General features: G+C 51.5%; 17 protein-coding genes. 6 read left to right on the forward strand and 11 right to left on the reverse strand.

Annotated features, from left to right (window positions below; all coding sequences use genetic code 11):
• Window positions 1-1,151: response regulator (locus tag ACP5D4_RS14900; RefSeq protein ID WP_428012413.1), on the reverse strand; the 1,151-nt coding region annotated here is incomplete at its 3' end.
• Between the two features lie 450 nt (window positions 1,152-1,601).
• Window positions 1,602-2,921 (reverse strand): dihydroorotase, encoded by a 1,320-nt coding sequence (locus ACP5D4_RS14905; protein WP_428012414.1) that lies wholly within the window; start codon window positions 2,919-2,921, stop codon window positions 1,602-1,604.
• 113 nt (window positions 2,922-3,034) lie between these two features.
• On the opposite strand from ACP5D4_RS14905, the gene lepB reads away from it, so the two are divergent.
• Window positions 3,035-3,622 carry a signal peptidase I gene (gene lepB, locus ACP5D4_RS14910; RefSeq protein ID WP_428012415.1) on the forward strand — a complete coding sequence of 196 codons (588 nt, stop codon included), beginning with the start codon at window positions 3,035-3,037 and terminating at the stop codon, window positions 3,620-3,622.
• A gap of 290 nt (window positions 3,623-3,912) precedes the next feature.
• Here the strand turns inward: lepB and ACP5D4_RS14915 are convergent, their stop codons facing one another.
• The 4 genes from ACP5D4_RS14915 to ACP5D4_RS14930 all read right to left on the reverse strand — a co-directional run bounded on the left by ACP5D4_RS14915 (window position 3,913) and on the right by ACP5D4_RS14930 (window position 7,864).
• Window positions 3,913-4,167, reverse strand: coding sequence for an acetyltransferase (locus ACP5D4_RS14915; RefSeq protein ID WP_428012416.1), 255 nt, complete (start codon window positions 4,165-4,167; stop codon window positions 3,913-3,915).
• Between the two features lie 117 nt (window positions 4,168-4,284).
• Window positions 4,285-4,557, reverse strand: coding sequence for a hypothetical protein (locus ACP5D4_RS14920; protein ID WP_428012417.1), 273 nt, complete (start codon window positions 4,555-4,557; stop codon window positions 4,285-4,287).
• A 276-nt stretch (window positions 4,558-4,833) separates the two neighbouring features.
• Complete coding sequence (locus ACP5D4_RS14925; RefSeq protein ID WP_428012418.1) at window positions 4,834-6,909, reverse strand: S9 family peptidase; 2,076 nt, start codon at window positions 6,907-6,909, stop codon at window positions 4,834-4,836.
• Window positions 6,860-7,864 (reverse strand): energy-coupling factor ABC transporter ATP-binding protein, encoded by a 1,005-nt coding sequence (locus ACP5D4_RS14930; protein WP_428012419.1) that lies wholly within the window; start codon window positions 7,862-7,864, stop codon window positions 6,860-6,862. The genes ACP5D4_RS14925 and ACP5D4_RS14930 overlap by 50 nt, the downstream gene beginning before the upstream one ends.
• Before the next feature lie 86 nt (window positions 7,865-7,950).
• On the opposite strand from ACP5D4_RS14930, the gene rpmF reads away from it, so the two are divergent.
• Window positions 7,951-8,127 (forward strand): 50S ribosomal protein L32, encoded by a 177-nt coding sequence (gene rpmF / locus ACP5D4_RS14935; protein ID WP_428012420.1) that lies wholly within the window; start codon window positions 7,951-7,953, stop codon window positions 8,125-8,127.
• A gap of 289 nt (window positions 8,128-8,416) precedes the next feature.
• On the opposite strand, the gene glmU is transcribed toward rpmF, so the two are convergent.
• Window positions 8,417-9,766, reverse strand: a complete 1,350-nt coding sequence (glmU, locus tag ACP5D4_RS14940; RefSeq protein ID WP_428012421.1) for a bifunctional UDP-N-acetylglucosamine diphosphorylase/glucosamine-1-phosphate N-acetyltransferase GlmU — start codon at window positions 9,764-9,766, stop codon at window positions 8,417-8,419.
• A gap of 388 nt (window positions 9,767-10,154) precedes the next feature.
• On the opposite strand from glmU, the gene ACP5D4_RS14945 reads away from it, so the two are divergent.
• On the forward strand, window positions 10,155-10,418 hold the full coding sequence (locus ACP5D4_RS14945) for a hypothetical protein (protein WP_428012422.1): 264 nt from the start codon (window positions 10,155-10,157) through the stop codon (window positions 10,416-10,418).
• A gap of 98 nt (window positions 10,419-10,516) precedes the next feature.
• Here the strand turns inward: ACP5D4_RS14945 and arsC are convergent, their stop codons facing one another.
• From arsC to ACP5D4_RS14960, 3 genes are all read right to left on the reverse strand, one after another.
• A complete protein-coding gene (arsC, locus tag ACP5D4_RS14950; protein ID WP_428012423.1) occupies window positions 10,517-10,912 on the reverse strand; it encodes an arsenate reductase, glutathione/glutaredoxin type in 396 nt (131 codons plus the stop codon).
• 71 nt (window positions 10,913-10,983) lie between these two features.
• Entirely contained in the window at window positions 10,984-12,144 is a 1,161-nt protein-coding gene (gene arsB / locus ACP5D4_RS14955) for an ACR3 family arsenite efflux transporter (protein ID WP_428012424.1), read from the reverse strand.
• Window positions 12,145-12,612: 468 nt separating this feature from the next.
• Window positions 12,613-13,986, reverse strand: a complete 1,374-nt coding sequence (locus ACP5D4_RS14960; RefSeq protein WP_428012425.1) for an AAA-like domain-containing protein — start codon at window positions 13,984-13,986, stop codon at window positions 12,613-12,615.
• A 2,616-nt stretch (window positions 13,987-16,602) separates the two neighbouring features.
• On the opposite strand from ACP5D4_RS14960, the gene ACP5D4_RS14965 reads away from it, so the two are divergent.
• Genes ACP5D4_RS14965 through ACP5D4_RS14975 form a run of 3 tightly spaced genes read left to right on the forward strand, consistent with a single transcriptional unit; the run spans window position 16,603 to window position 22,808 of the window.
• Window positions 16,603-19,467: a PAS domain S-box protein gene (locus ACP5D4_RS14965; RefSeq protein ID WP_428012426.1), complete on the forward strand. Its 2,865-nt coding sequence runs from the start codon at window positions 16,603-16,605 to the stop codon at window positions 19,465-19,467.
• A gap of 6 nt (window positions 19,468-19,473) precedes the next feature.
• Window positions 19,474-21,414, forward strand: coding sequence for a putative bifunctional diguanylate cyclase/phosphodiesterase (locus tag ACP5D4_RS14970; RefSeq protein WP_428012427.1), 1,941 nt, complete (start codon window positions 19,474-19,476; stop codon window positions 21,412-21,414).
• Between the two features lie 53 nt (window positions 21,415-21,467).
• Window positions 21,468-22,808, forward strand: a complete 1,341-nt coding sequence (locus ACP5D4_RS14975) for a hybrid sensor histidine kinase/response regulator (RefSeq protein WP_428012428.1) — start codon at window positions 21,468-21,470, stop codon at window positions 22,806-22,808.
• 91 nt (window positions 22,809-22,899) lie between these two features.
• Here the strand turns inward: ACP5D4_RS14975 and ACP5D4_RS14980 are convergent, their stop codons facing one another.
• Window positions 22,900-24,117 carry a M20 metallopeptidase family protein gene (locus ACP5D4_RS14980; protein ID WP_428012429.1) on the reverse strand — a complete coding sequence of 406 codons (1,218 nt, stop codon included), beginning with the start codon at window positions 24,115-24,117 and terminating at the stop codon, window positions 22,900-22,902.
• Between the last annotated feature and the right edge of the window lie 231 nt (window positions 24,118-24,348).

Raw genomic sequence — 24,348 nt, forward strand, 5'->3', positions numbered from 1 at the left:
ACTTCTAACAACCGTTTGACGGTTTCGATGACTTTTTCGGCGTTGATGGGTTTGGAGAGAAAGTCGCTGGCTTTGACCATTTTCGCCCGCACGCGATCGACCACCCCGTCGTTTCCCGTCAAAATCGCAATCGGCGTGTTTTGGAACTGCGACATCCGCCGCAGTTGGGTACAGACTTCGTAGCCGTTGGCTACGGGCATCACCAAATCGAGGAAAATCATGTCCGGCCGTTGTTCGAGCAAGATCGGTAACGCCTGCACCGAGTCGGTAATCCCCAAAAAGCGATACCCCGCTTCCGTCAAAATCTCCTCGAGTTGGCGGCAAATTTCCGGGCTATCGTCCACGCAAGCCACTAGCGGTTGTTGGCGACGATCTGCCCTGTTTCCAGAGGCGGGAGGCTTCTCTTTCTTCCTCGGACGCGGAATTTCCGGCGCTTTTTGCAGTCCGATCCAACCTTTTTGAAAGTAGGGCAGCAGCGATTTCGTCAACCGCAGACAATCGATCTTCGTCGAATCTGATAACTCCCGCAACGTCCGCTCGCCGTTGATTTTTTTGGCAAGCTGTTGGTAAACTTTGGCGGGGGTATTGGCTTTTAACTGCTCTGCATCTTTAAGAACTGGCAGATAGTTGGGCGAGAGGCGAGTTAAACCCGCTTCGTTCCATTTTTGAAACGCTAACTTAGCTTTTTTGACGGTATTTTTGAGGTTGAGCGCCACAATTTGCATCCGCAGCATCGTCAGCGCCTCGTGGGGGATAATTTCAAAGGCTAACTCCCCTTGACGCTCGGCTTGCAAAATATCGAACAAGATATCGGTGACGCTATTTTCGATAATCGCCACCGCCATCTCTTTAGAAATCCATTTGCGCTTGTATAGAACCCATACCACTTGATAGTTCCAGCAGAAGAATTTATCCGCATCCCGAATCGATAGGTTGTCGAAATCGACTTTTGGACTGTGCAGTTGGATCTGCCGCCGCAAAGCCCGCACGGGATGGGAGTGGCACGTCGCCCAAATCAGACGACCCACGCAAAAAAACAGACTCCATTTCTGTCCGGTTTTTGCTTGGATGTCCAGCTGTCCCGTCAGTTGCTTTTGCGATTGCAGCGCCAGTTGTGGAATCAAGCGCGTCGCAGTTTTTTGTTTTGCCACCGTCACTGTCATGCCGCCTTGCCGTAATTTCGTAAAAATATTTTTTATCGATCGATCGATTTCTTAACTCTCCCAAGTTGAGTTCGTTTCGTTCTCTTTCGTAGACGGGAGAGGGGAACTTCTGGGTTCAGAAAGGTCTGAAAAGAAAATTCCGATAGGGTTTCGTTCGTTTTTATGTTGTCTGTATTATACCCTGTTTCTTTTTTTCTTTTAACCCCGCCGTATTAGCCAGTTCAATTCTTTTCTTTATAAAATTCAATACACTTACGCATCAGATTTTTGCCAGTTTTCCGCAAAAACCACCACCAAAAACAGTGGTTTTACGGAGGTTTGGCCGTCTGCTACCTCCGTAAAACCTCGTGAATATCCGGAAAGTCTTGTTACAAAAGCTCGCAAAAACTCACAAAAATTGCAACAAAACTTAACAATCGCCGCAATTTCTTAACCTATCTATACAAAAGTTAACGCTTTGCCGCGAACGTTGGTATCGAGGACGCCTCGATCGAGGACCACCTGACCGCCAACGATGGTATATTGCGGCCACCCAGTCAACTCCCAGCCTTCAAAAGGACTCCAACCGCACTTCGTGGCTAAGTTCTCCGCCAACACCGGGGCGTAATTCTCCAAATCCACCAAGACCAAATCGGCATCATAGCCCACCTGGATTTTCCCTTTGTTGGGAATGCCATATCCCTCGGCCGGCTTAGCGGACATCCAGCGAGATACCTGCTGAACCGTACAGCGTCCCGCCATCGCCTGAGTCAACATCACCGGAAGCGAGGTTTCCACCCCCGGCATTCCCGAAGGCGTATCGGGATACTGCCGCGATTTCTCCTCTAAAGTATGGGGGGCGTGGTCGGTGGCAATAAAATCGATAACGCCATCGTGCAACGCCTGCCACAAAATCTCGTTATCCCGAGGGTATTTCAAAGGCGGGTTCATCTGCGCCTTCGCCCCCAAAGTTTCGTAAGCACTGATATTTAAAACGAGGTGTTGGGGTGTCACTTCCGCTGTCACCCACTCCGGTTTGTCCTGACGCAGCAGTTCTGCTTCTTCTCCGGTAGACAGATGAAGGATGTGGAGGCGACGTTGGTATTTTTTAGAGAACCGCAACGCCCGTTTGGTGGCGATGAGGGCCGCTTCGTTATCTTGAATTTCCGTGTGAACCGCCGGGTCGTGGCGTCCCGCGAACAGCTGGCGGCGTTCTTCGATGCGGGTTTGGTCTTCGGCGTGAACGGCAATCAATCGATCGCCTTGGCTGAAAATGGCGTCCAACGCCGCTTCCTCGTCCACCAACAGCGGACCTTTCATCGACCCCATGAAAATTTTAATGCCGCAGGTGGGGTTGGCTTCGCGCAAATCCGGTAAGTTTTCCGGCGTCGCCCCGATGAAGAAGCCGTAGTTAACCAAGCATTTTTCGGCAGCCAGTTGTAGCTTATAGTCCAGTGACGCTTGGGTCGAGGTGAGGGGTTTGGTGTTGGGCATCTCCAGAAACGAAGTGACGCCCCCCTTGGCACAGGCGCAAGTGGCTGTAAACAGGTCTTCCTTATATTCCAACCCCGGTTCGCGGAAATGCACTTGCGGGTCGATGACCCCCGGTAACAGGGTCAATCCCGCCGCATCGATAACGCGAACGTTTTCTGTGGCGGTGAGGTTCGCTTCGATGCGGGCAATGCGCCCGTTTTCGAGGTAAACGTCGGTTTCCTCGAATCGATCATCCGGTAGGAGGACGCGGGCGTTGCGGATGAGTAACGGGGTAATATTAGCCATAATTTCAGCGATCGATTTCGACCTCGGCAGCTCTCGTATGGGTCAGAGTATACTGAAGAATAGGCTCAAGTCTAGCGCCGTAGTTTCGTTTCCTCAACCTGACACGACTTAATATGACTCGTCATGCAGAAAACCCTTGGACAGAAGCGTTAAAGACCTTCGGCATCAGCGCAGTGCTGGCTTTGGGAATTCGGACTTTCGTGGCTGAAGCGCGGTATATCCCCTCGGGGTCGATGTTACCGACGCTGCAAATCAACGATCGCCTGATCGTTGATAAAATCGGCTATCACTTCCGCGATGTTCAACGGGGGGACATTGTGGTGTTTGAACCCACTGAAACCCTCAAGCATAAGTTTAAGGATGCGTTTATCAAGCGGGTTATCGGTTTACCGGGTGAAAAGGTGGAGGTTCGCAACGGGACTGTTTTTATTGATGACGAACCCCTCGACGAAAACTATATCGCCGCTGCCCCGGATTATGTTTACGGCCCGGTTTACGTCCCCAACGATCAGTATTTAGTGTTGGGGGACAACCGCAACAACAGTTACGACAGCCATTATTGGGGCTTTGTGCCTCGGGATTTGATTATTGGCCGGGCGGTGGCGCGGTTCTGGCCGCCTCATCGTTTGGGGCAAATTGGACCGAAACCGGAGTATCACGATTTAGAAGCACCCGTTGAGGGGATCGATCTCGCGGAATAGATGCGCCATCGAAAATCATCGGTCGGGGGCGTGATTTGAAAAATTAGAGGTCAATCGTGAGATCGATCGCTATAAGCTTACTGCTGTTGGGTTTCGCTGGCGCTACACCCAACCTACGCGACTACGCGACTACCTCAATCGAATTCGCTCAAAAATTAGGTCAAAAAAGATAGCGGTGTTGCAAGCAACACCGCTAAAAACTGGAGTTATCACGATTCTTTTTTAGGTTTTTTTTAGGATTCTCGAACAAATCAAACGAAAAAAATCAAACGATGGAAGCCGAGATGCTTTTAGTGAATATGCGCCGTTTCGTAGTGGACTTGACCGATTTTTACTTTCTGACCGCGATAGTTGAGATCGACCCAGCATTGAGGTAGCGTTTCGCCAGAGGGAAACATTAACTCGGACTTGCGATAGGTTTCGGGGTCTTGCATTTCTTCCCCGGCATGACACCGCCCTTCAATGTTTTCGTTGGCAGGGTTGTATAGGCGATCGAGCGTTAAGACTTCGATCAGGTTCCCGCTGGGTTTGTGTTTGAGAAACATAGAGCCTCCAACAGATTAATTGTCGTCTCTTGATACTTCTATTATAGGAACGGTTTTAGAGACGATCGCACCCTCGATCGAAAGAGATACAAAGCGATACGAGGGTGCTAGGCAAATCTATCGACTGGGGGATGGCGTTGGTACGACCGCTGCTGACTGGTCGTCGCTGGCGGGTCGGACGCGAATCGGCGGACGAGACAGTTCGTTGACTAACACGAGTGCGATGGCGATTAATCCTAAGACAAACAGCCAGTCGATCGATTCCTCTTGGTTGTGTTTTAAGTCGCGGGAGAAGTTGCAGTTGAGGCAACTCCACTCGGTTTCGCTCTGGCGAACAATGGTGTAACGCCCGCATTTGGGGCATTCGATGGTTTCGCGATCGAACATCATTTAACCCCCCCTTGGATTCAGTTAGCAATCAGCCGTCAGCCGTCAGTGGTTAAGGCGGTGTTTGGGGACATTTAGCCTCCTCTATTTCCCGGTTCGGCGATTTATCAGTAAAAATACGTAAAATTTTGGTTCAAACATAAAACAATTACGTATTTACATTGATTTGACGATATTTTTATAATACATTTATACTACAAAATATGTCAAGAGACCCCCCTCGCCAGACCGAACCCAGGCTAGAAGCGTTCGGATTGCGGCGAAGGGGGGTGAGGTGGTTTAAGGGGACAACGGCAATCGATCGAGAACGAAGGCGTACTCAAAGGCAATTTCGCGTAAATAGCCGTAGCGGCCGGAGGCGCCGCCGTGGCCGGCGTCCATATTGGTTTTGAGCAATAAGAGGTTGTCGTCCGTTTTGAGCGATCGCAATTTCGCCGTCCATTTCGCCGGTTCCCAATATTTCACCCGCGCGTCGTGCAATCCCGCTAACACCAACAAATGGGGATAGTCTTGTCGGCGCACGTTGTCGTAAGGGGAATAGGACAACATATAGTTGTAGTACGGCTCTTCGTGGGGATTGCCCCACTCGTCCCATTCAATGGCAGAGAGGGGTAAATCGGGATCGAGAATCGTGGTGACGACATCGACGAAGGGAACGTCCGCCACCGCCACCTCGAACAAATCGGGACGTTCGTTGAGAACCGCTCCCACGAGTAAGCCTCCCGCACTTCCGCCGGAAATGGCGAGGCGATCGCTCTGCGTCCACTTCTCGGCAATGAGATGTTCGGCGCAGGCAATAAAATCCGTAAAGCTGTTGTATTTATTGAAGAGTTTCCCCGCTTCGTACCAGGGGCGTCCCATTTCACCGCCGCCGCGCACGTGGGCGATGGCAAAGGCGACACCACGATCGAGCAGCGAGATGCGCGTCGAGCGGAACGAGGCCGGATAGGGAATGCCGTAAGAGCCGTACCCCGTCAGCCACAGGGGATGGCTGGCGTCTCGATGGAATCGATCGCGGCGATACACGATTGAAATGGGGATTTGCGTACCGTCCTCGGCGGTGGCGTAGAGTCGCTCGCTGGCGTATTGGGTTCGATCGTACCCCAACACGGGAGTTTCCTTCTTCAGTTCCAACGTCCCGCTGTGGAAGTGGTAATCGAACACTGACGGCGGCGTCACCAAAGAGGTGTAGTTCAAACGTAGATAAGACGCCTCGAAATCGTAATTATCTCCCAAAGAAACGTGATATGTCGGTTCGGGAAAGGCGATCGCCTGGCTGCGTTCTGTGGCGAGATCGAAAATTCTCACCTGGGGCAGTCCGTCTTGGCGCTCGAACAGTACCAGATACTTGGCAAAGGGCAATACCTTCACCAACATCGTATCGTGGCGGTTGGGAATTACCGTTTCCCAGAGGTCGGGGCGATCGATCGACGCCTTCATTAACTGAAAATTCGTGGCGTCCTCGTTGGTCCGAATATAGAATTCGTCCCCGTGATGTTCGACGCTGTACTCGATCCCCACATCCCGAGGACGAATCACTCGAAACTCCTCTCGCGGTCGATCGCCGTTGAGAAACCAAATTTCCGAGGTGATTTTACTCTCCGACGCCAGCAAAATATAGGCGTCGCTGTGAGTTTTCTCGATCGACAGATAAAACGCCTTGTCTTTTTCCTCAAACACCAACTCGTCCGCCGCCGGGTCGTCTCCCAAACGGTGACGATACACTTGGTACGGGCGATAGCTTTCGTCGAGTTGCGTGTAAAACACCGTGGCGTTGTCGTTGCCCCAAGCAAAAGAGGGATCGACGTTGGGGATGCGTTCGGGATAGAGTCGATCGGTCTCGATATCCTTAAAAAACAGCGTATAGCGTTCGTCTCCCGTCGTATCGACGGCATAGGCGAGAATGCGGTCGTTGGGACTCACCGCACAGACTCCCAAATCGAAGAAATCGCATCCGTCCGCCAGTTGGTTGCTGTCGAGCAGAATTTCCTCGGGGCTGTCTTCATCCTTAAACCGACGACAGAAAATCTCGTAAGACTTTCCCGCCTCCGTGCGTTCGTAGTAGAGATAATCCCCGTGACGGTAAGGCACGTCCATATCCGTTTCTTGGATGCGCCCTAACATCTCCCCGTAAAGCGTTTCCCGAAACTCCGCCAAATGTGACGTCATCGCGTCGGCGTAGGTGTTTTCCGCTTCTAAATAGGCGATGACCTCGGGATTCTCCGCATCGCAGAGCCAGTAGTAATTATCGACGCGAGGCGTGACGTCGCTCTCGAAGTCGTTTTTCAAAACATGAGGTTGCACCTTAGCCAGAGGAGGCGTTGCGGGACTGGAGAGGGTTGACTTGTTTTCCATCAGAATCGAGATCGCAGAAGGGATGAACGTGAGGAGTCAGACTGTGCGGTTTTTCTAAACCGTGGTTTTCCATGAGGCGATCGTTGCCGAGAACCTCCATCGGAGAACCGTCTGCGACAACACAACCGCCGTCGAGAAGCAAGACGCGATCGCACACTTCCAAAATCAAATCGAGATCGTGGGAGGCGATCGCAACCGTTTCTCGAGAGGTTTGTAAAAATTGAATCAAACGACGGCGCGATTGCAAATCGAGATTGGCACTCGGTTCGTCGTAAATGACCAATTTCGGACGCATCGCGAGAATTCCCGCGATCGCCACCATGCGCTTTTGACCCCCAGACAAATGATGGGGCGGACGCTCGGCTAACGCCGCCACCCCAGTTAATTCAAGGGCTTCGCCCACGCGGGCGTCAACCTGTTCCGGGGACAGTCCCATATTTTGCACGCCAAAGGCCACATCGTCCCATACCGTCGGCGAAAATAACTGATCGCTGGGATTTTGAAACACCAATCCCACATCGGGACGAAACGCCCCCGGTACCACGGCTTTGCCAAACAGCCTCACTTCGCCAGAAGTCGGTTGGAGTACGCCACATAAGGTTAAAAACAGCGTCGTTTTTCCCGCCCCGTTGGGGCCGACGAGTCCGACTCGTTCCCCCGCGTCAATTTGCAAGTCGAGATCTCGCAATACTGGCGGGAGATCGGGGTAAGCAAACGTTAAACGGTGCAGTTCGATAGCAGGAGTAGATGACAAGTCGGCGTCAAAGGAGGTGCGATCGTTTGCGGCCACGGCTTCTGTGCTGACATCTAAAGGTTTCTCTGTTGAGAAGTTAGCGCATTCATCTCTATTTTGGGGCGATCGACTCCCAGAGGTGGTGATGAGGTGATGGGATGATGAGGTGATGGGATGATGAGGGGGGCGGTGCGTGACGCAGTAACTGAAAACTGTCTTCACGGTTCCCCGTTCCCTATCCAAAATAATGATTCTGCATTAATATAGAAAGGTTTGGCAACTTTATTGAAATTGCAAGGGTTAAGGTTATGGCAGTCCCAAAGAAGAAAACCTCCAAAGCAAAGCGCAACCAACGCCGCGCCGTGTGGAAACGCAGAGCCGCTTTAGAAGCTGAAAAAGCCCTCTCGTTGGGTAAATCCGTCCTCACCGGACGCTCTACTGGCTTTGTTTATCCCACCGACGAAGACGAAGACGACGAAGAATAGGAATTGGTCTGAACTCGGAGGTGAGGAGATGACCCAAGGCGGCGCAATCCCCTCACCTCGATCGTCTCCTCATCACCTCATCCCCCTTCGTGGTGCAGAAAAGTCCTGAAACCCTTGTTAGAAAAGATATCGCCGTATTAAAGGGTGGGTCCGAAAATCTCAAATCGGTAAATGGCTGCCGGAGATCTGGCTCAAACCTAAATACATATTATATGTGTTTTGTCAATCCCCGATCTCGAAAAGTTTTCTGCACCACTGAGCATCATCCCCTCATCACATCATCACATCATCACGGCTTCGGCTTCCAACCCGGTTTCACGGTTTGACGCGATCGCGCGATCGCGAGGCTGTCGTCCGGTACGTCCTCGGTAATCACCGAACCAGCGGCGATGGTGACATCTTCCCCCACGTTAACCGGGGCGACGAGAACGCTGTTCGACCCAGTTTTCGTTCGGCTTCCGATGTGGGTGGGGTGTTTGTTTACCCCGTCGTAGTTGGCGGTGATGGTTCCCGCCCCCACGTTCACTCGTTCTCCGAGGGTGGCGTTTCCGAGATAAGACAAGTGGGCGATGTTGGTTTTCGCCCCCACCTCGGTTTGTTTGATTTCGACGAAATTTCCGATGCGACAGTTTTCGCCGATGTCCGCCTGTCCCCGCAAGTGCGCGTAAGGTCCGACGCGGCTTCCGTCAGCCACGACGCTATCGGAAATCACCGAATAGAGAACTGTGACGTTTTGACCGATTTTACTGTTTTCGATGAGGCTTCCCGGTCCGATGCGGCTTCCGCTTCTGATGACGCTGGTACCTCGAATGTGGGTGTGGGGTTCGATAATGGTATCGGGTTCGAGGACGATGGTATCGTCGAGGGTGACGCTGTGGGGGTCAACCAGGGTAACGCCGGAGGCCATGGCCGCGTCTTTCAAACGGGTTTGTAAGATGTCGTAGGCGGCGGCCAGTTGTTTTCGATCGTTAATTCCGAGAATTTCTTGATAGTCTTCTACATCTACGACCGTCACGGGATTGAGATAGTTTACCGCGTCGGTAATGTAGTATTCTCCCTGGTCGTTGTTGGTTTCGAGTTTGGGGAGAATTTTCGACAGTTTCGGCCAGTGGAAACAGTAAATTCCGGCGTTGATTCGGGGATTTTGTTTCTGGGCGTCGGTACAGTCGCGATCTTCGACGATTTGTTGGAAAACGTTGTTTCCTTGACAAAACACCCGGCCGTATCCTTGAGGATTGGGATGTTGTGCGGTGAGAATCGTCGCGGCGTTTTGACGATCGCGGTGGGTTTTGAGTAAGGACTCGAGAGTTTGCGGACGCATCAAGGGAACGTCGCCGTTGAGAACTAAAAGATCGCCGCTAAACCCTTCGAGATGGGGAAGCAGTTGTTGAACGGCGTGTCCGGTACCGAGTTGTTCGGTTTGTTCGATGAATTCGACGTTGGGGTAGCGATCGAGGGATTGTTGGACTTGCTCGCCTTGATAGCCGACGATGACGAAAATTCGCTTGGGTGCGATCGACGACAGACTCTCGAGAACCCGTTCGACGAGCGATCGACCGCCTAGAGGATGTAACACTTTAGGCAGGGACGATTTCATCCGGGTTCCCCGTCCTGCCGCGAGAATTGCTACCGCTACCATAATTCTGATTTTAGCCAGGTGATGATGCATCTCCGTCTGGCAGTATATCGCTTTTACTGGGAACCGTGAACAGCCAACAGTCAACTCTCAGCAGAGTTGACCGCTAACTCGCGCTTCGGGAGGCTCCTGAAATCCCTCTCTTTTTTTCTTTTTTTTCAATAGGAATTCAAGAAAAGATGGCTTTGTAACCGCTATAATTGCCAAGGGAGATCGCCTTATTCAGTGTTAATACGCACTTGATGTCTGTCGCAATACCGTAAAATTAAGTAGCCATAACCCGGGAAGTCTGTTGTATGTTTAAAATCTATAAAGTTTGTTAAATTTTATTTTAATTTTGAGGAAGTTCCAGGGTATTGGTTATACTAAAAATAGCTTGAGAGGTTTGAATATGCTTAGACTTAGCGAGCCAAAAACGAAAGTTGTAGAGCAGTTTAACTTACAAGAATTAGCCCTGCTCGTCTCGGAAGCCCTTGCCGTAGAAAGCGAGCGCCAAGGGGGCAACTTAACGCTCGAACAACTTTCTTATGATTTTGGAACCTTAGCGTTTAAATACGGCGAAGTTCTCAAAACCCTGCCCCATACTGACTTAGCTAAATCCGAAGCCGAACCGCTTAAGCGTTCAAGCGTAGGCAATGAATTTCCACCCCTCTAGTTAAACATCCCGATCCCCCATACGGTGAGATCGGGATTTTCTTCAGCCAAAGACAGGGCAATATCGCAGGAGTTACGCACTTTTCAGCCCTAGATCGGTTAACTCAACTGCGAAATCAGCCGTCGGACTCGATCGCCAATCTCGTCGCGAACCCGCTGAAACACGGCGATCGCCTGTCCGTCGGGATCGTCGAGTTGCCAATCTTCAAACACCTCTCGCGTCACCCACTGCGGCGGCAAATCGACGCCGCAGCCACACAGCGACACGACGACATCGTACTTTTCGGCATCGAAATCCCTCAGAGAATCCGAGGTTTGACGGGTAATATCAATGCCGATTTCCGACATCACTTCAATTGCCGTCGGATGCACCCGAGACGCCTCCAATCCCGAACTGCTCACCTCGATTTTTCCTGCCCCCAATTGACGGGCGAATCCTTCCGCCATTTGGGAACGGCAAGAGTTGCGCTTGCAAACAAACATCACTTTTTTCATGGTGCTTTATAGCCCTTTGTCGAAACAGATGCAATATCGAATCTAATGGGGGAAACCCTCAAAAACTCTGATTAAGTCTGTTTCCCTGAAACTTCCGCGAGAGCTTCCAAACATCGAGGATCGCATAACGTCGCTTTTCGCGGTTCCCGAGGAAACCAAAACGCCGTGCGCTTGCAAATTTCGACGAGCATTAACATCACGGGAACTTCGATGAGAACGCCCACCACTGTGGCTAACGCTGCCCCGGAATTCAATCCGAACAGCATCACCGCCGTCGCGATCGCCACCTCGAAATGATTGCTGGCACCGATTAACGCCGCAGGCGCCGCGTCTTCGTAAGACAGGTTCAGTTTCAACGCCGCCACGTAAGCGATGGCAAAGATAAAGTTGGTTTGCACGAACAGGGGAACGGCAATCAACAGAATATGCAACGGATGGTTGACGATGAGTTCCCCTTTAAACGCAAACAGCAACACCAACGTCACCAGTAACGCAATCACCGCAACGGGGCTGATGGCGGTTAAAAACTTCTCTTCAAACCACGGTCTGCCTAACTGTCGCAAAATCCAGGTGCGGCTGAAAAATCCCGCCGCTAAGGGCAATCCTACGTAAATTAAGACGGAAAACAGAATGGTTTCCCAGGGAACGGTTAACTCGTTCGCCGCCAGGAGCCATTTACCCAGGGGGGCGTATAGCAGCAGCATGGTGAGGGAGTTGACGGCAACCATGACTAAGGTATGACCCTGGTTGCTGTAGGATAAATAGCCCCACATCAATACCATCGCCGTACAGGGGGCGATCCCCAGTAAAATGGCTCCGGCAATGTAGGAGTTGCTTAAGGAGATTTCGACACCGCGAATGATTTCGGTTCCCTCGAGGAGGGGGCGAAACAGCCAACCGAGGAAGAATTGGGCGAACGCCACCATCGTAAAGGGTTTGACTAGCCAGTTGACGACGAGGGTGAGTAAGACGGGTTTGGGGGTGCGGGCGGCTTTGGCGGCTTGGGAAAAGTCGATCTTCACCATGATGGGATACATCATGAAGAAGAGACAGACGGCGATGGGAATTGAGACGTTGTAGATACTGGCGGCGTCGAGGGTTTCGGCGATGCTGGGAAAGCTACGCCCGAGGAGGATTCCCGCTGCGATGCAGAGTAATACCCACAGGGTCAGGTATTTTTCAAACAGGTTCAGTTGTCCGCCCACTTGGGGCGGTGTGGTGTCGGTTGGCATGGGGTAGGCTCCGGTGGTTCGAGGGTGCGAAACGAAATTTTGAGGTGAGGTTCGCACGATCGATCCAATTATATCAATTTTTTTTGATACATCAAATATTTTTGATATGAGCTGCAATCGCCCCCCATCGTCCGGTCTGGAATCGGTCAGTCTCGGCTCGATCGATCGACTATAGCCATAGGAAATGATTCGTGGCCAAATCCCCGATCGATCCAGGGCTGTGCGAGATCCCCGGCATCTCCAAGATGCCGGGGATCTAGAGACAGATCTAGAGACAATCCGATCTTCGTTCGATCTTGAGTTTCACTTCTATGAATTGCCAGACTAGATAACTATAGAGGAAAACTAAGGGACGAGAAAGAGATCGATCGAGAGTCTGAGAATCGGTGGCGTCCGGGGGGAATCGACGACTCGATCGCCCTCATCTCATCGTCCCTTAAGGGGTCTGGGTCTATCTCATCGGGTATGTCAAGACCGAGACCCCGTGGAACCGTCAGTGTTGAAATTGGCCAGTTGTTCGCGAAAGTAGAGTCGATCGAGCTGACAACTGGGATAAGCTCGGTTGCCGTCGAGGCAAATCACCCCCAAACTTTCCAGTTTGTAGGCGGTAATGGCTTCGAGTTCCACGCCGTCGTCAGTGGAGACGACTTGTTGCAAGGCGGCCAGGAGAATGGGGTCGTTGTGTAACGTGGCTAGGCGGTCTCGCAAGTAGTTGCGGAAAATGCCCGTTTGCGTGGGGGCAGTTCGAACGAGGCTCTCGAAGGAGATGTTGCCTTGGGAAAGATGGTACAGGGTCAAGTTGACCAGATAGGGATGACCGCCGACGATCAACATAATGCGATCGATCTCGGGGGTTCCGGCGTCGGGGTCTTCTCCGAGGAGACCGTAACGACGAGCTAACTCTCGCACTTGTTCGCGATCGAACGGGGGGAGTTGCACCGACAGTCCGATGGGAAGGGGCGATCGATCGAACCGCAGTCGAACGTAACTTTCCGTCCTGTAGAGGAGAACCAAGCGCAGGTTTTGCCAGAGGGGGGCGAAGCGAGCTTGTTCGTGCCACACCCGCAACATCAACAGAAAATCGCTCGCGATTTCCAGATTTCCAAACAGGCGATGTACTTCGTTGAAAGCCAGAACCACAGGTTTGTCGAGTTGAGAGAGAAGATAGCCTTCAAAGTAGAGCTTGCAACTGACTTTGCTGCCCATGTCTTCGTCCCAGTAATCTTTTAGACGGTTCGGGAACGATAACTGGTGGCTGACGTTGGCGCAAAACCATCGCAACAGGCGATCGAGGGAGGCCAGTACCGAGGCGTCTGCTTCTTGGAAGTCGATGGAAACGGTGTGATAGTCGAGGGGTTCGACTCGAGCGAACAATTGGTTGAGTAAAGAGTTTTTGCCAGTTTTTTGGGGGGCTTGGATACAAATCGCACACCCCGGTTTTTCGATTTCTTCGTAAACGAGGGTTTCTATGGGCGGACGTTCGACGTACAACGGCGAATCCGCCGGGAGCGGACCGCTCGGCATCTCTACGGGAACGATGGAGCGATCCAGGTTGAGAGAAGTCGTGACCGTGCTGAAGGAGGGAGGCGAATCCGAGTCAAGGGAGCCGAAAACAATATGCAGATTTTTTTTCGTGACTTTCGTACCGACTCCATCCGAGAGATCTTGCCACAACTGGGAACCGATTTGTTTGACGTACACGCTGTCATATCCCGACACGCGAGCGATGTCGTTGTAAGTGCGTCCGTCCCAAGATTGTGTAAAGACGAACCGTTCGATCGGAGTCAGCGACCGAGATAAGACTTGGTGTTCGATGGCGTCAAGGAGAGGATTGAGATTCATTCACTACTAAAATAGACACAATTATACGTAGGCGTCGTTGGTCTTTCTTACCTACTATCAATGATACTCCGTATCTCTACGAAGTGACAGAGGAGAGACCTTTTATTTTAATAAAAAACGCCTCGATGGAACAGTTGACTCGACGGGAGATGTCCTCAAGAACTCGATCGCCGATCGCTTCGAGCCTCTGGGAGAAAAAAAACTGTCTTGGCAAATGCTGTCCGGGAAGTTTTTGCACGCAAGAAAGAGCTTTTCTGTTTTTAACATTGTTTAGGATACGTTATGAAACTTGAGAACGCGATCGGTTTTTTTGTCATGTTTTGTTAAGCCATGTCGCAGTAGAGATCGGCATGGGCTTGGGATTGACCGTTCCGTTCGATCTCAGAAGTGTCGATAGACGGGAAGGCTCGAGGCTTGGCGGTCGATTTGACTCGAGAAAATCGTTTTTTTAACTCTGGGTTTGACATTGACAACTGGGTTCGATGGAGTTTTAGAGCCTCGTCCTGCAATCTGTAGTCCGAAATCTTGAAATTCTGCAATTACAATCAATTTATATATCGATTTTACTTGTATTTGTCAATTCTTGGCATTATACCAGCCGCAAGCCTCTCTTACAACAGATGCAAGCCCCGACGACCGGACTGTTTTGAGATAAAATCTTGATTCGATCTGTTAGGTTTTATTTGTAGGTTTTTTGGGGGGATTTTGAATCATCTTGGTGTAATAATTTAGCTTGTTTTTTTGTTTTTTGTATTAGAAGTAAGCTCTAAGTGTAATTTATTTTTGATTAGGGTTGAGTCTGTCGTGCAAAAAACAAAACAAACCTACCATCGAACGAACCCTAAAAAACGAATTAGACCCACTATCTTTGAGGTAAGGAAGTCAAACTCCCTTAAGTTTGCGGGAGATTGCGATCGCGCGTAGCTTCTAGGGCTAGGGAGGAACCCAAAAGATTGATTGACGAAAACACCTCCCTCGAATCAGCGATAGCGTCGAGCGATCAAATTGTAAAAAACACCTCAAAATCACCGATTCTAACGACACCGCCAGCCAAAAGCTTTAAACAAAAGGTTAAAACGACAGGTTAAAACGACAGGTTTAATCCTATCGCTCTTGGGTTAACTGCCCGAATTTTTGAAGAGCGCAGCATGCCTATAAACTATAAAATTCATCTTTTAATATTTGAGAATTTAAGTCATGGTTAAAATCCCAAAAGAGGCCGCAGGGAGTGTTGAGCGTTTCTTACGATCGCCCCTCCTCTAGTGCTATCGCCGACCGTCAGTTTTGCTCTCCTTTTACCGAAAAGGAATTTTCCGAAAATTTTTTTTAATTTAATTGCGCTTTCTGGCACGACAGGGTCTAATTTTCAGTAGGTTTGATAGTCCGGACTTCCGGGAAAGCTCGAATTAATTTACCTCTGATTTATCTTGCACGACGGATAAAAAAGAGATGGGCGATTGCCCTGTAGTTTGAGGGGGCAAAAAACGAGAATAAAAATGAGAAAAAATTCACAAATAAAAATAAAAAAATATAAAGATAGTCGCGACAGTCTAACCGAAAACTAACAGGTCAAACAACCAGAAAGCGGAGTTTAAAATACTGAATTACCAGACTCTCGCTCCGAAATGTTAGAGTTTTCTGACATGGAGATACGATCGCATCGCAACGGGAGATCGATCGCCCTTGCCACCGGGTGTGTCTCCAACTCGTAAAAACAGACTCCAACAAGAAAGTGAGTATCGGACAAATCCCCAGTTTGGAGCGTCCAATTTCTGGAAGACATCCGAACCCATAACAAGGTACAGAATTGATATCCCCCCCCCTGGCAACCTGAGAGATGCAAAATTCCAAACCGCCGCCGCCCAAGAGATCCAAGGAGATTTTCAAGCACAATACCATCGAGGATTCGATGAGAAAACGGGTACAGTACAACCTAGCAAGTGAATATACTGACAATCGATCCGTAGTTTCTGCGAGGTTGAATCCATAAAAACGAGATCCAATTGAAACTGGAAAGCAATTCGATAAATTAGCCGCTTTCTCTTAAATTTACGAGAATCAGAAGCCTGTGCTACAGTTTGGCTAGAGTCAAGAATAAATAAATTTATAATTGATTTTAAGATGGCAGGGGCATTCAGTTAACTGAACGTTAAACCCTGTTTAACTCCAGTAAACCCCCACCCAAGCTGTGGGAACATCAAACTGGAGTCAACATGGAATCTCAGACCCAAGCGATCGAAAACCGATTGCCGAAACGAGCAGCCCGATAACATTTCGATGACAGAAGATCGGATCGCGGTTGGAGCGGTTGCCCAGATCGCGACAGAAAGAGTTGAGAGCGGCATCTCCACCATCCCCTCGCGGGAGCGATGGCGAGATCGTCCGAGTCGTCGTTTCCGCGACCCCCCTGCGATCGCCGTCCGAAGGGGCGAGTTCGTCTCCCCCGACCCCTTCCAGAGAGGGCAGACGAACCGAACGCCCAGCGAGACCCCTAAGAGGTCGGTTCGATCGCCTTCACCCCCCAACGGCCATCGCTCGCGAACGCCCGGCCAGTCCCCTAGCACGGTTCGATTGACCTCAATTCCCAGCGACCCACCGCGCGATCGATATTGGGCGATGACTCGTGCCGTTGTCCTTCTCTACCTCGCCGATGCTTGCCATACCATGAGTGAAGACCTAGACCGTTTCCCCGACCCCCTCGAAAACAACCCGCGATCGCTCCAACAACAACTCGCCGAACGAACCGAAGCTCTCGAGCGCGAAATCCAAGCGCGAAAGCGACTCGAAGCCAAACTGCGGGCGTCCGAACAACGCTATCGCATCCTATACGAAGGCACCCAAGACGCCGTCCTACTCAGTCCCGCCGAACCCCCGTTTCCGTTTATCGAGTGCAACGCCGCCGCCCTCAAACTGTTCGGCCTCTCCAGTAAAGCCGACCTCTCTCGAGCCAACCCCATCGCCCTCTCTCCCCCCTTGCAACCAGACGGAACCCCCAGCGAGATCGGCGTTCGTCACTGTCTCGAAGAAGTCCTGGCCCGGGGGGCTTATACTTTCGAGTGGTTACACTGTCGGGCAGACAGCGGCCAACTCTTCTACGCCGAAATTTGGCTGACTGTCGTGGACATGGAGGGAACGCCCTACATCTTGACCACCCTGCGAGACATTACCACTCGCAAGCAAGCCCAACTGGCCTTACAAGCCAGCGAAGCGGAATATCGAACCCTAGTCGAAGCAGCCAACTGCATTATCCTGCGCTGGACGCGGGACGGTACCATTTGCTTCATCAACGACTACGGTCAGAAATTTTTCGGCTACGACGATACTAGCCTCGTGGGAGCGCACGTCACGACCTTAATTCCTGAAGACAACCGTTCCGATTTCCACTGGGACAGTTTTATCGAGCATCTGACCAACTGTCCCGAAGAGAGCAAAATCCGCGAAGACGCCAACCTGCGAAAAAACGGCGAGATCGTCTGGGTGGTGTGGGCGAACCAACCGATTTTTGAAGAAGGGGGGAACTTCAGTGAAGTTCTATCGATCGGAACCGACGCCACCGCCCGCAAACAGGCCGAAGAAGAACTGCGAAAAAGCGAGGAACGCTGGCAACTGGCTCTGCAAGGCAACAACGACGGCATCTGGGATATCGACTTTCAACGCAGCACCATCTTCGTGTCCGAACGCTGTCGAGAAATCGTCGGTTACAACGAAGAAGAACTGCCCAACCGCCTCGAGGCATGGACGGATTTAATTCACCCGGACGATCGCGATACCGTATTAGCCGCCTTTCACGACCATCTTCAGCGAAAAAACGACTGTTACAGCATCGAATATCGCCGACTCTGTAAAGACGGCCGCTACAAATGGATACTCGATCACGGCAAAGCCCTGTGGGACGAGAACGGCAATCCCGTGCGAATGGTGGGGTCTCACACCGATATCACCGAACGCAAACGGGCTGAAGAAGAACTGCGACAGGCCAAAGAACTGGCCGACGCCGCCAACCAAGCCAAAAGCCAGTTCATCGCCAACATGAGCCACGAACTGCGAACCCCCCTCAACGGCATTCTCGGCTATACGCAAATTTTCCAACGACAGCAGGACTTACCCTCGAATTTAGAAAACGGCATCCGCGTCATCCACCAGTGCGGCACGCACCTGCTGGCGCTCATCGAAGACATTCTCGATTTTGCCAAACTCGAAGCTAACCGCATGACCCTCTCGCCGAGTCTGTTCCGTTTGGAAACCTTTCTCGATCGAATCGGCGACCTGTTCGAGTTCAAAGCCAGTCAGAAACAGTTGACTTTTCAAAAAGATATCGACCCCCGCCTCCCGGCCATGGTCTTCGCGGACAAAAAACGCCTGCGGCAAGTTCTCATGGAACTGCTGGGCAACGCCGTTAAATTCACCGCCAGCGGTGGCGTGACCCTGCGGGTGAGTCTGCTGAACCGTCTCGAAGACGCCTCCGAAACCGGTACGGTGTCGCAGGTGCGTTTTGAAATTGAAGATACTGGAAAAGGCATGAGTCCCAAGCAACTCGAACGGGTGTTTTTACCCTTCGAGCAAGTGCGGGACGGTAGCCAGCCCTCTGAAGGCACCGGGTTGGGACTGACGATCGCCCAAAAAATCGTACAGATGATGGGGGGAAGCCTCGAAGTGAGGAGCCAAGCGGGAAGGGGCAGTCAGTTTGAGTTCGTGGTGTTGTTGCCTGAAGGGGGAGACGGACAGTCGAGGCCGATCGATCGACCGCCGCCGCAGCGGGTATTAGGCTACGAAGGCCCCAAACGAACCATTCTCGTGGTAGATGACAATTGGGAAAGTCGCACCGCTGCCGTGGAGCTATTGAAATCGGTCGGCTTCGAGATCCTCGAAGCCTGTCAAGGTCGCGAAGCCCTAGAGTTGGCACTCGCCCGAGTTCCCGACGGAATTTTAACAGACTTAGTGATGCCCGTCATGGACGGATTTGAATTAATCCGGCAAATTCGTCAACAACCCCTGTTGCAAACAGTCCCCGTGTTTGCCGCCTCCGCCAGTCCCCTGACCCCCGGAGGCGACCTCGGCACCAGCGTCGATTGTAACGGGGTGTTGTCCAAACCCTTGCAAGCTAACGAACTGTTGGCGATTTTCCAACAACACCTGAACCTGAAGTGGATTTACCACGAGAGCGACCGCGAATCCAACTCGAGCGCCTCGGGTTCTGAGGGTTCTGAGGCTATGGCCGTCGACAAGGGCGAGACCGATAAGGGGGGGACTGACAAGGCGGAGATGGAGGATATCGAGACCATCGTTCCGCCGCCCTCGGAGGTTTTAGACCGACTCTATCACCTAGCCCGACGGGGAAGCCTCAAACGCTCGATCGAACAAGCCCGTCAGTTGGCCGAACGCGATTCTCAATTGCGTCCGTTTGCCGACAAGCTCGAAACCCTCGCTCGAACCTATCAAGATAAAGCCCTGCTCGAGTTTCTCGATCGCTATTATTCCTAGCCGACCATGAACCCGAATCCCGCTACGTTTCACTCTATTTTGATCGTTGACGACGACCCCGCCAACTTGGAAGTGCTGTCGAACTTCTTAGAAGCGGCAGGGTACGAAGTGCTGATCGCGCGGGACGGTCAAAGTGCCATCGATCGAGCCGCTTACGATCCCCCAGATTTAATTTGTCTCGACGTGATGATGCCGGGAATCGACGGTTTTGAAACCTGTCGGCGGTTGAAAGCCAATCCCGATACGGCCGAGATTCCCGTGGTGTTTATGACAGCTCTATCGGAAACCGCCGATCAGGTGAAAGGCTTGAGTCTCGGGGCGGTGGATTACGTTCCCAAGCCCTTTTACGAAGAAGTGGTTCTCTCGCGCATTCAGCTACATTTGAAGCTGCGATCGCTGGCTTTGGCGTTGACGGATCAAAACGAATATCTCGAAAAACTGGTAGCCTCCCGTACCGCCGAACTCCACGACACCATCACCCGATTGCAAGAAACGAAAACCCAACTGCTGATGCGAGAGCGCCAGCTTCGTTACGAAGCCTTGCACGACGCCCTGACGGGGCTACCCAACCGCACCGGGTTGCTCGATCGACTCGAAAGCATCGTCAGCCAACCCCACTCCCCGAACCGTAGCGACGAGAACCACTATCGCTTTGCCCTGTTGTTTTTGGATCTCGATCGATTCAAAGTCATCAACGACAGCCTGGGACACCTGGCCGGAGACGCCCTCCTCGAAGACGTCGCCCGTCGCCTCATCAGCGTTCTCGAAAACAGCACCCCCGCCGAAGGCAAGATCGATCGCGATCCGCCCCAAGCCTGTATCGCCCGCTTGGGGGGCGACGAATTCGTGATTCTCCTCGAACCGGACGTGGGGATCGAGTGCGTGTTACCCGTCGTGCGCAACGTTCAGGCGCAGTTTGCCCAACCCTTTCACATCGCCAACAACTACGAAGTCTTTACCAACGCCAGTATCGGCATCGTCTTGGGGACATCCGAGTATCGCACCTGCGAAGACGTACTGCGAGACGCCGACGTGGCCATGTATCAAGCCAAACAAGCCGGACGGGGGCGCTACGCCATTTTTAACCCGCAAATGCAAGCCCGGGCCAAAGCCCGTTTGGACTTAGAAAACGAACTGCGCCGCGCCGTCGGGAGCGAATCCTGTTGTGACGAGATCGCCTCCCAGGAATTTCACCTGTACTATCAACCCCTGATTTGCTTGAAAACCGGGAAAGTGGCCGGATTTGAAGCTTTGCTACGCTGGCATCATCCCCAGCGGGGTTTGATTTCCCCGATTCAGTTCGTCCCCATCAGCGAAGAAATCGGCTTGATTCACGCCTTGGGGGGGTGGGTGTTTCGAGAAGCCTGTCGCCAACTGTCCGAATGGCGATCGCAGTTTCCCCACCAGCAGGATTTGACGATGAACGTCAACCTTTCCACCATTCAACTGATGCAGCCCCAACTGATCGATTTAATTCAAGAGACACTTTACCAGGCCAACTTACCCCAGGGCTGTATCAAACTGGAAATTACTGAAACCTGTTTGTTAGAAAGTAATAAAAATGTTTTCGATATTCTCCGACAACTCGAAGATTTAGGAATGTTGCTCTGTATTGACGATTTCGGGACCGGATATTCTTCCCTGAGTCGCCTACATGAATTTCCCGTGAAAACTTTAAAAATCGATAAATCCTTTGTGCGACGACTGCATGGAAGAGATAATGGGAACGAAATCGTTAAAACCATCGTAACTCTCGCCCACAGCTTGAACATGGATACCGTTGCCGAAGGCATTGAAACTTCCCTTCAACTCGAAACCGTGCGCGAAATGGGCTGTGAGTTCGCCCAAGGGTATTTATTTTCGCGGCCGTTACCAGCCGACGATGCTGTTAACTTTCTCTTAAAACCCGATTTGTTTTATCCTAAAATTACTGTCGATCTAGGATAAAAAACACTTGATATCCAATGCCGAAATATCTTGACAAGTTTTAGAGGTGGGTTATGAATCTATCAGCCGTTGATTCCAGTGTCGTTTTAATTGTTGACGACAATCCAGCAAATTTAGACGTTATCTCTGATTTTCTCGATAGTGCGGGATTTGAAGTTTTAGTGGCGCAAGATGGAGAAAGCGCCCTCGACAAAGTGGAGTACGCCCCGCCAGATTTGATTTTACTCGATATTATGATGCCGGGGATTGACGGCTTTGAAACCTGCCAACGCTTGAAAAGCAATCCCCAAACCAACGACATTCCGGTGATTTTTACCAGCGCCCTCGCCGATACCGTCGATAAAGTCAAAGGTTTGTCGATCGGCGCGGTTGATTATATCACAAAACCGTTCCAACAGGAAGAAGTTTTAGCGCGGGTTCGCTTGCATTTAAAACTGCACTTTTTAACCCAACAACTGGCGCAACAAAACGTTTTACTCGAAGAACGAGTGCGGGAGCGCACCGCAGAACTCAACCAAGCCTTAGAAGACTTGCAAAAAGCGCAAGTTCAACTCGTACAAAGCGAGAAAATGTCGAGTTTGGGGCAGTTAGTCGCTGGAGTCGCCCACGAAATTAACAACCCGGTCAACTTCATTTTCGGGAACCTGGTTCACGCCAACGAGTACACCCAAAACATTCTGGAAATCCTTCAGCTTTATCAGACCAAATATCCCGATCCCGACAATGACATTCAGGAGACAATCGAAGACTTAGAACTGGATTTTCTCATCGAAGACTTACCCAAACTATTGAACTCCATGCAAGTGGGCGCCGAACGCATTCGCGAAATCGTCTTGAGTTTGCGGAAGTTCTCCCGCATCGACGAAGCGGAACTCAAACCCGTGGACGTTCACGACGGTATCGATACCACCTTGATGATTTTACACAACCGCATCAAAGCGCGATCGACCCGTCCCGAAATCGAAATCGTGAAAAATTACGGCGATTTACCCGAAGTCGAATGTTTTTCGGGTCAGTTGAACCAAGTGTTCATGAACCTGCTTTCCAACGCCATCGACGCCTTAGAAGACGATCGCAACTCCGGAAAACCGGGACGCATCACGATTCGGACGAACCGCGTCGAAGACAACGAGATAGAAATTGCCATCGCCGATACGGGAATGGGGATGGAAGAAAGCGTGCGATCTCAAATTTTCAACCCCTTCTTCACTACCAAACCCATCGGAAAAGGTACCGGAATGGGGCTGGCGATTGGCTATTCCATCGTCACCGAAAAACACAACGGCTCCCTCGAATGTCGATCGAACCCCGGCCAAGGCACCGAATTCCTCATCCGTATCCCCATCTATCAAAGCGTCACCTCTTCCAAATCCCCGCAGGTTCAGACGGCGTGATGGGATGATGGGGTGATGGGGTGATGGGATGATGAGAAATGGCGAACAAAATCCCAGTATTTTTTAAAATACCGGGATTCTCAGCAAGTCATCAATTCTCAAGTCTTCCGAAGTTTTCCACACAGCGGACGAAGAGTTCGACACCCATCGCTAATACCGTTTCGTCGAAATCGAAGCGGGGATGGTGGTGGGGATAATCGAGCTTTTTCTGAGAATTCGCCGATCCTAGGAAGAAATAACAGCCCGGAACTTCCTGAAGGAAAAACGACATATCTTCTCCTCCCATCGTCTGACAGTCCGGTACTAACCCGGCCGGAGTTTCCACCACCTGTTCCGCGATCGATTTCACGAACGCCGCCATACGCGGGTCGTTCACCGTCGCCGGGTACAGTTGCCAATAGTCCAACTCGTAACTGGCGCCGTAACCGCGACAAATCCCCGCAATGACATCCTCGATGCGGCGTCCGAAAAAGCCCTCGTACTGACGTTTGAAATAGCGAACCGTTCCCTTGAGTTTGGCAGTATTGGCGATGACGTTGTGCGTCGAACCCGCCTCGAAAGCCCCCACCGTCACCACCGCCGAATCGATAGGATCGACGTTACGGGCAACGATCGACTGTAGGGCGTTGACGATTTGCGAAGCCACCACGATCGCATCCACCGTCTGATGAGGCATCGCCCCGTGACCGCCTTTTCCCAACACCGTCAAATCGAACAGTTCCACCGCCGCCATCAACGGCCCGCTACGCACCCCCACCGTTCCCCATGGGAGATTGTTCCACAAATGCAAGCCGATAATGGCGTCTACATCGGGATTTTTCAACGCCCCCGCTTGTATCATCGGTTTGGCGCCGCCGGGGCCTTCCTCGGCCGGTTGGAAAATCAACTTCACCGTCCCGCGAAACGCCCGATGGCGAGAGAGGTGGTACGCCGTCGCCAGAGCGATCGCCGTATGGCCGTCGTGGCCGCAGGCGTGCATTTTCCCCTCGTGGCGGGATTTATAAGGAACGTCGTTTTCCTCGCGAATCGGTAGAGCGTCCATATCGGCGCGAATCGCCAACACCGGCCCGGGCTGAATGCCTTCAATCACCGCGACGATTCCCGTTTGAGCGATTCCCGTTTGATAATCGATCCCCCAACTTTGGAGTTTTTGGGCTACGAACTCCGACGTCAGATGTTCTTGAAAGCCCAATTCCGGGTATTGATGTAAATGTCGCCGCCATTGAACCAATTGCGGTTGTAAGCTACGGATATCCGGTCGCACGCGATCGAGCCACAAAGCCGGAGAAGCTACGGAAAGAGAAGTCATCGTTTCACCGTTATTCGATAAGGACAGAATTGAAAGGCGCGACAGCCGCCGCTAAATTGCACTCTCCAAATTGCACGAATTGTCTGTAAGCTTTGTCACAGTTTTTCACAGTTTAATCTACCCTTGAGAATTCCTTCGCCTCTCTGGAGGGGGAGATGCTTGGGATGAGGAGATGATGGGATGAGGAGATGATGGGATGAGGAGATGATGGGATGAGGAGATGATGGGATG

The organism is Baaleninema sp. (genome assembly GCF_049974805.1).
GTDB lineage: Bacteria > Cyanobacteriota > Cyanobacteriia > Cyanobacteriales > Geitlerinemataceae > Baaleninema.

What these genes read in the sequence shown, in the direction of transcription:
- ACP5D4_RS14905 (WP_428012414.1), bottom strand. Translation starts at nt 2,921, where the DNA reads ATGGCTAATATTACCCCGTTACTCATCCGCAACGCCCGCGTCCTCCTA.
- lepB (WP_428012415.1), top strand. Translation starts at nt 3,035, where the DNA reads ATGACTCGTCATGCAGAAAACCCTTGGACAGAAGCGTTAAAGACCTTC.
- ACP5D4_RS14915 (WP_428012416.1), bottom strand. Translation starts at nt 4,167, where the DNA reads ATGTTTCTCAAACACAAACCCAGCGGGAACCTGATCGAAGTCTTAACG.
- ACP5D4_RS14920 (WP_428012417.1), bottom strand. Translation starts at nt 4,557, where the DNA reads ATGATGTTCGATCGCGAAACCATCGAATGCCCCAAATGCGGGCGTTAC.
- ACP5D4_RS14925 (WP_428012418.1), bottom strand. Translation starts at nt 6,909, where the DNA reads ATGGAAAACAAGTCAACCCTCTCCAGTCCCGCAACGCCTCCTCTGGCT.
- rpmF (WP_428012420.1), top strand. Translation starts at nt 7,951, where the DNA reads ATGGCAGTCCCAAAGAAGAAAACCTCCAAAGCAAAGCGCAACCAACGC.
- glmU (WP_428012421.1), bottom strand. Translation starts at nt 9,766, where the DNA reads ATGGTAGCGGTAGCAATTCTCGCGGCAGGACGGGGAACCCGGATGAAA.
- ACP5D4_RS14945 (WP_428012422.1), top strand. Translation starts at nt 10,155, where the DNA reads ATGCTTAGACTTAGCGAGCCAAAAACGAAAGTTGTAGAGCAGTTTAAC.
- arsC (WP_428012423.1), bottom strand. Translation starts at nt 10,912, where the DNA reads ATGAAAAAAGTGATGTTTGTTTGCAAGCGCAACTCTTGCCGTTCCCAA.
- arsB (WP_428012424.1), bottom strand. Translation starts at nt 12,144, where the DNA reads ATGCCAACCGACACCACACCGCCCCAAGTGGGCGGACAACTGAACCTG.
- ACP5D4_RS14960 (WP_428012425.1), bottom strand. Translation starts at nt 13,986, where the DNA reads ATGAATCTCAATCCTCTCCTTGACGCCATCGAACACCAAGTCTTATCT.
- ACP5D4_RS14965 (WP_428012426.1), top strand. Translation starts at nt 16,603, where the DNA reads ATGACTCGTGCCGTTGTCCTTCTCTACCTCGCCGATGCTTGCCATACC.
- ACP5D4_RS14970 (WP_428012427.1), top strand. Translation starts at nt 19,474, where the DNA reads ATGAACCCGAATCCCGCTACGTTTCACTCTATTTTGATCGTTGACGAC.
- ACP5D4_RS14975 (WP_428012428.1), top strand. Translation starts at nt 21,468, where the DNA reads ATGAATCTATCAGCCGTTGATTCCAGTGTCGTTTTAATTGTTGACGAC.
- ACP5D4_RS14980 (WP_428012429.1), bottom strand. Translation starts at nt 24,117, where the DNA reads ATGACTTCTCTTTCCGTAGCTTCTCCGGCTTTGTGGCTCGATCGCGTG.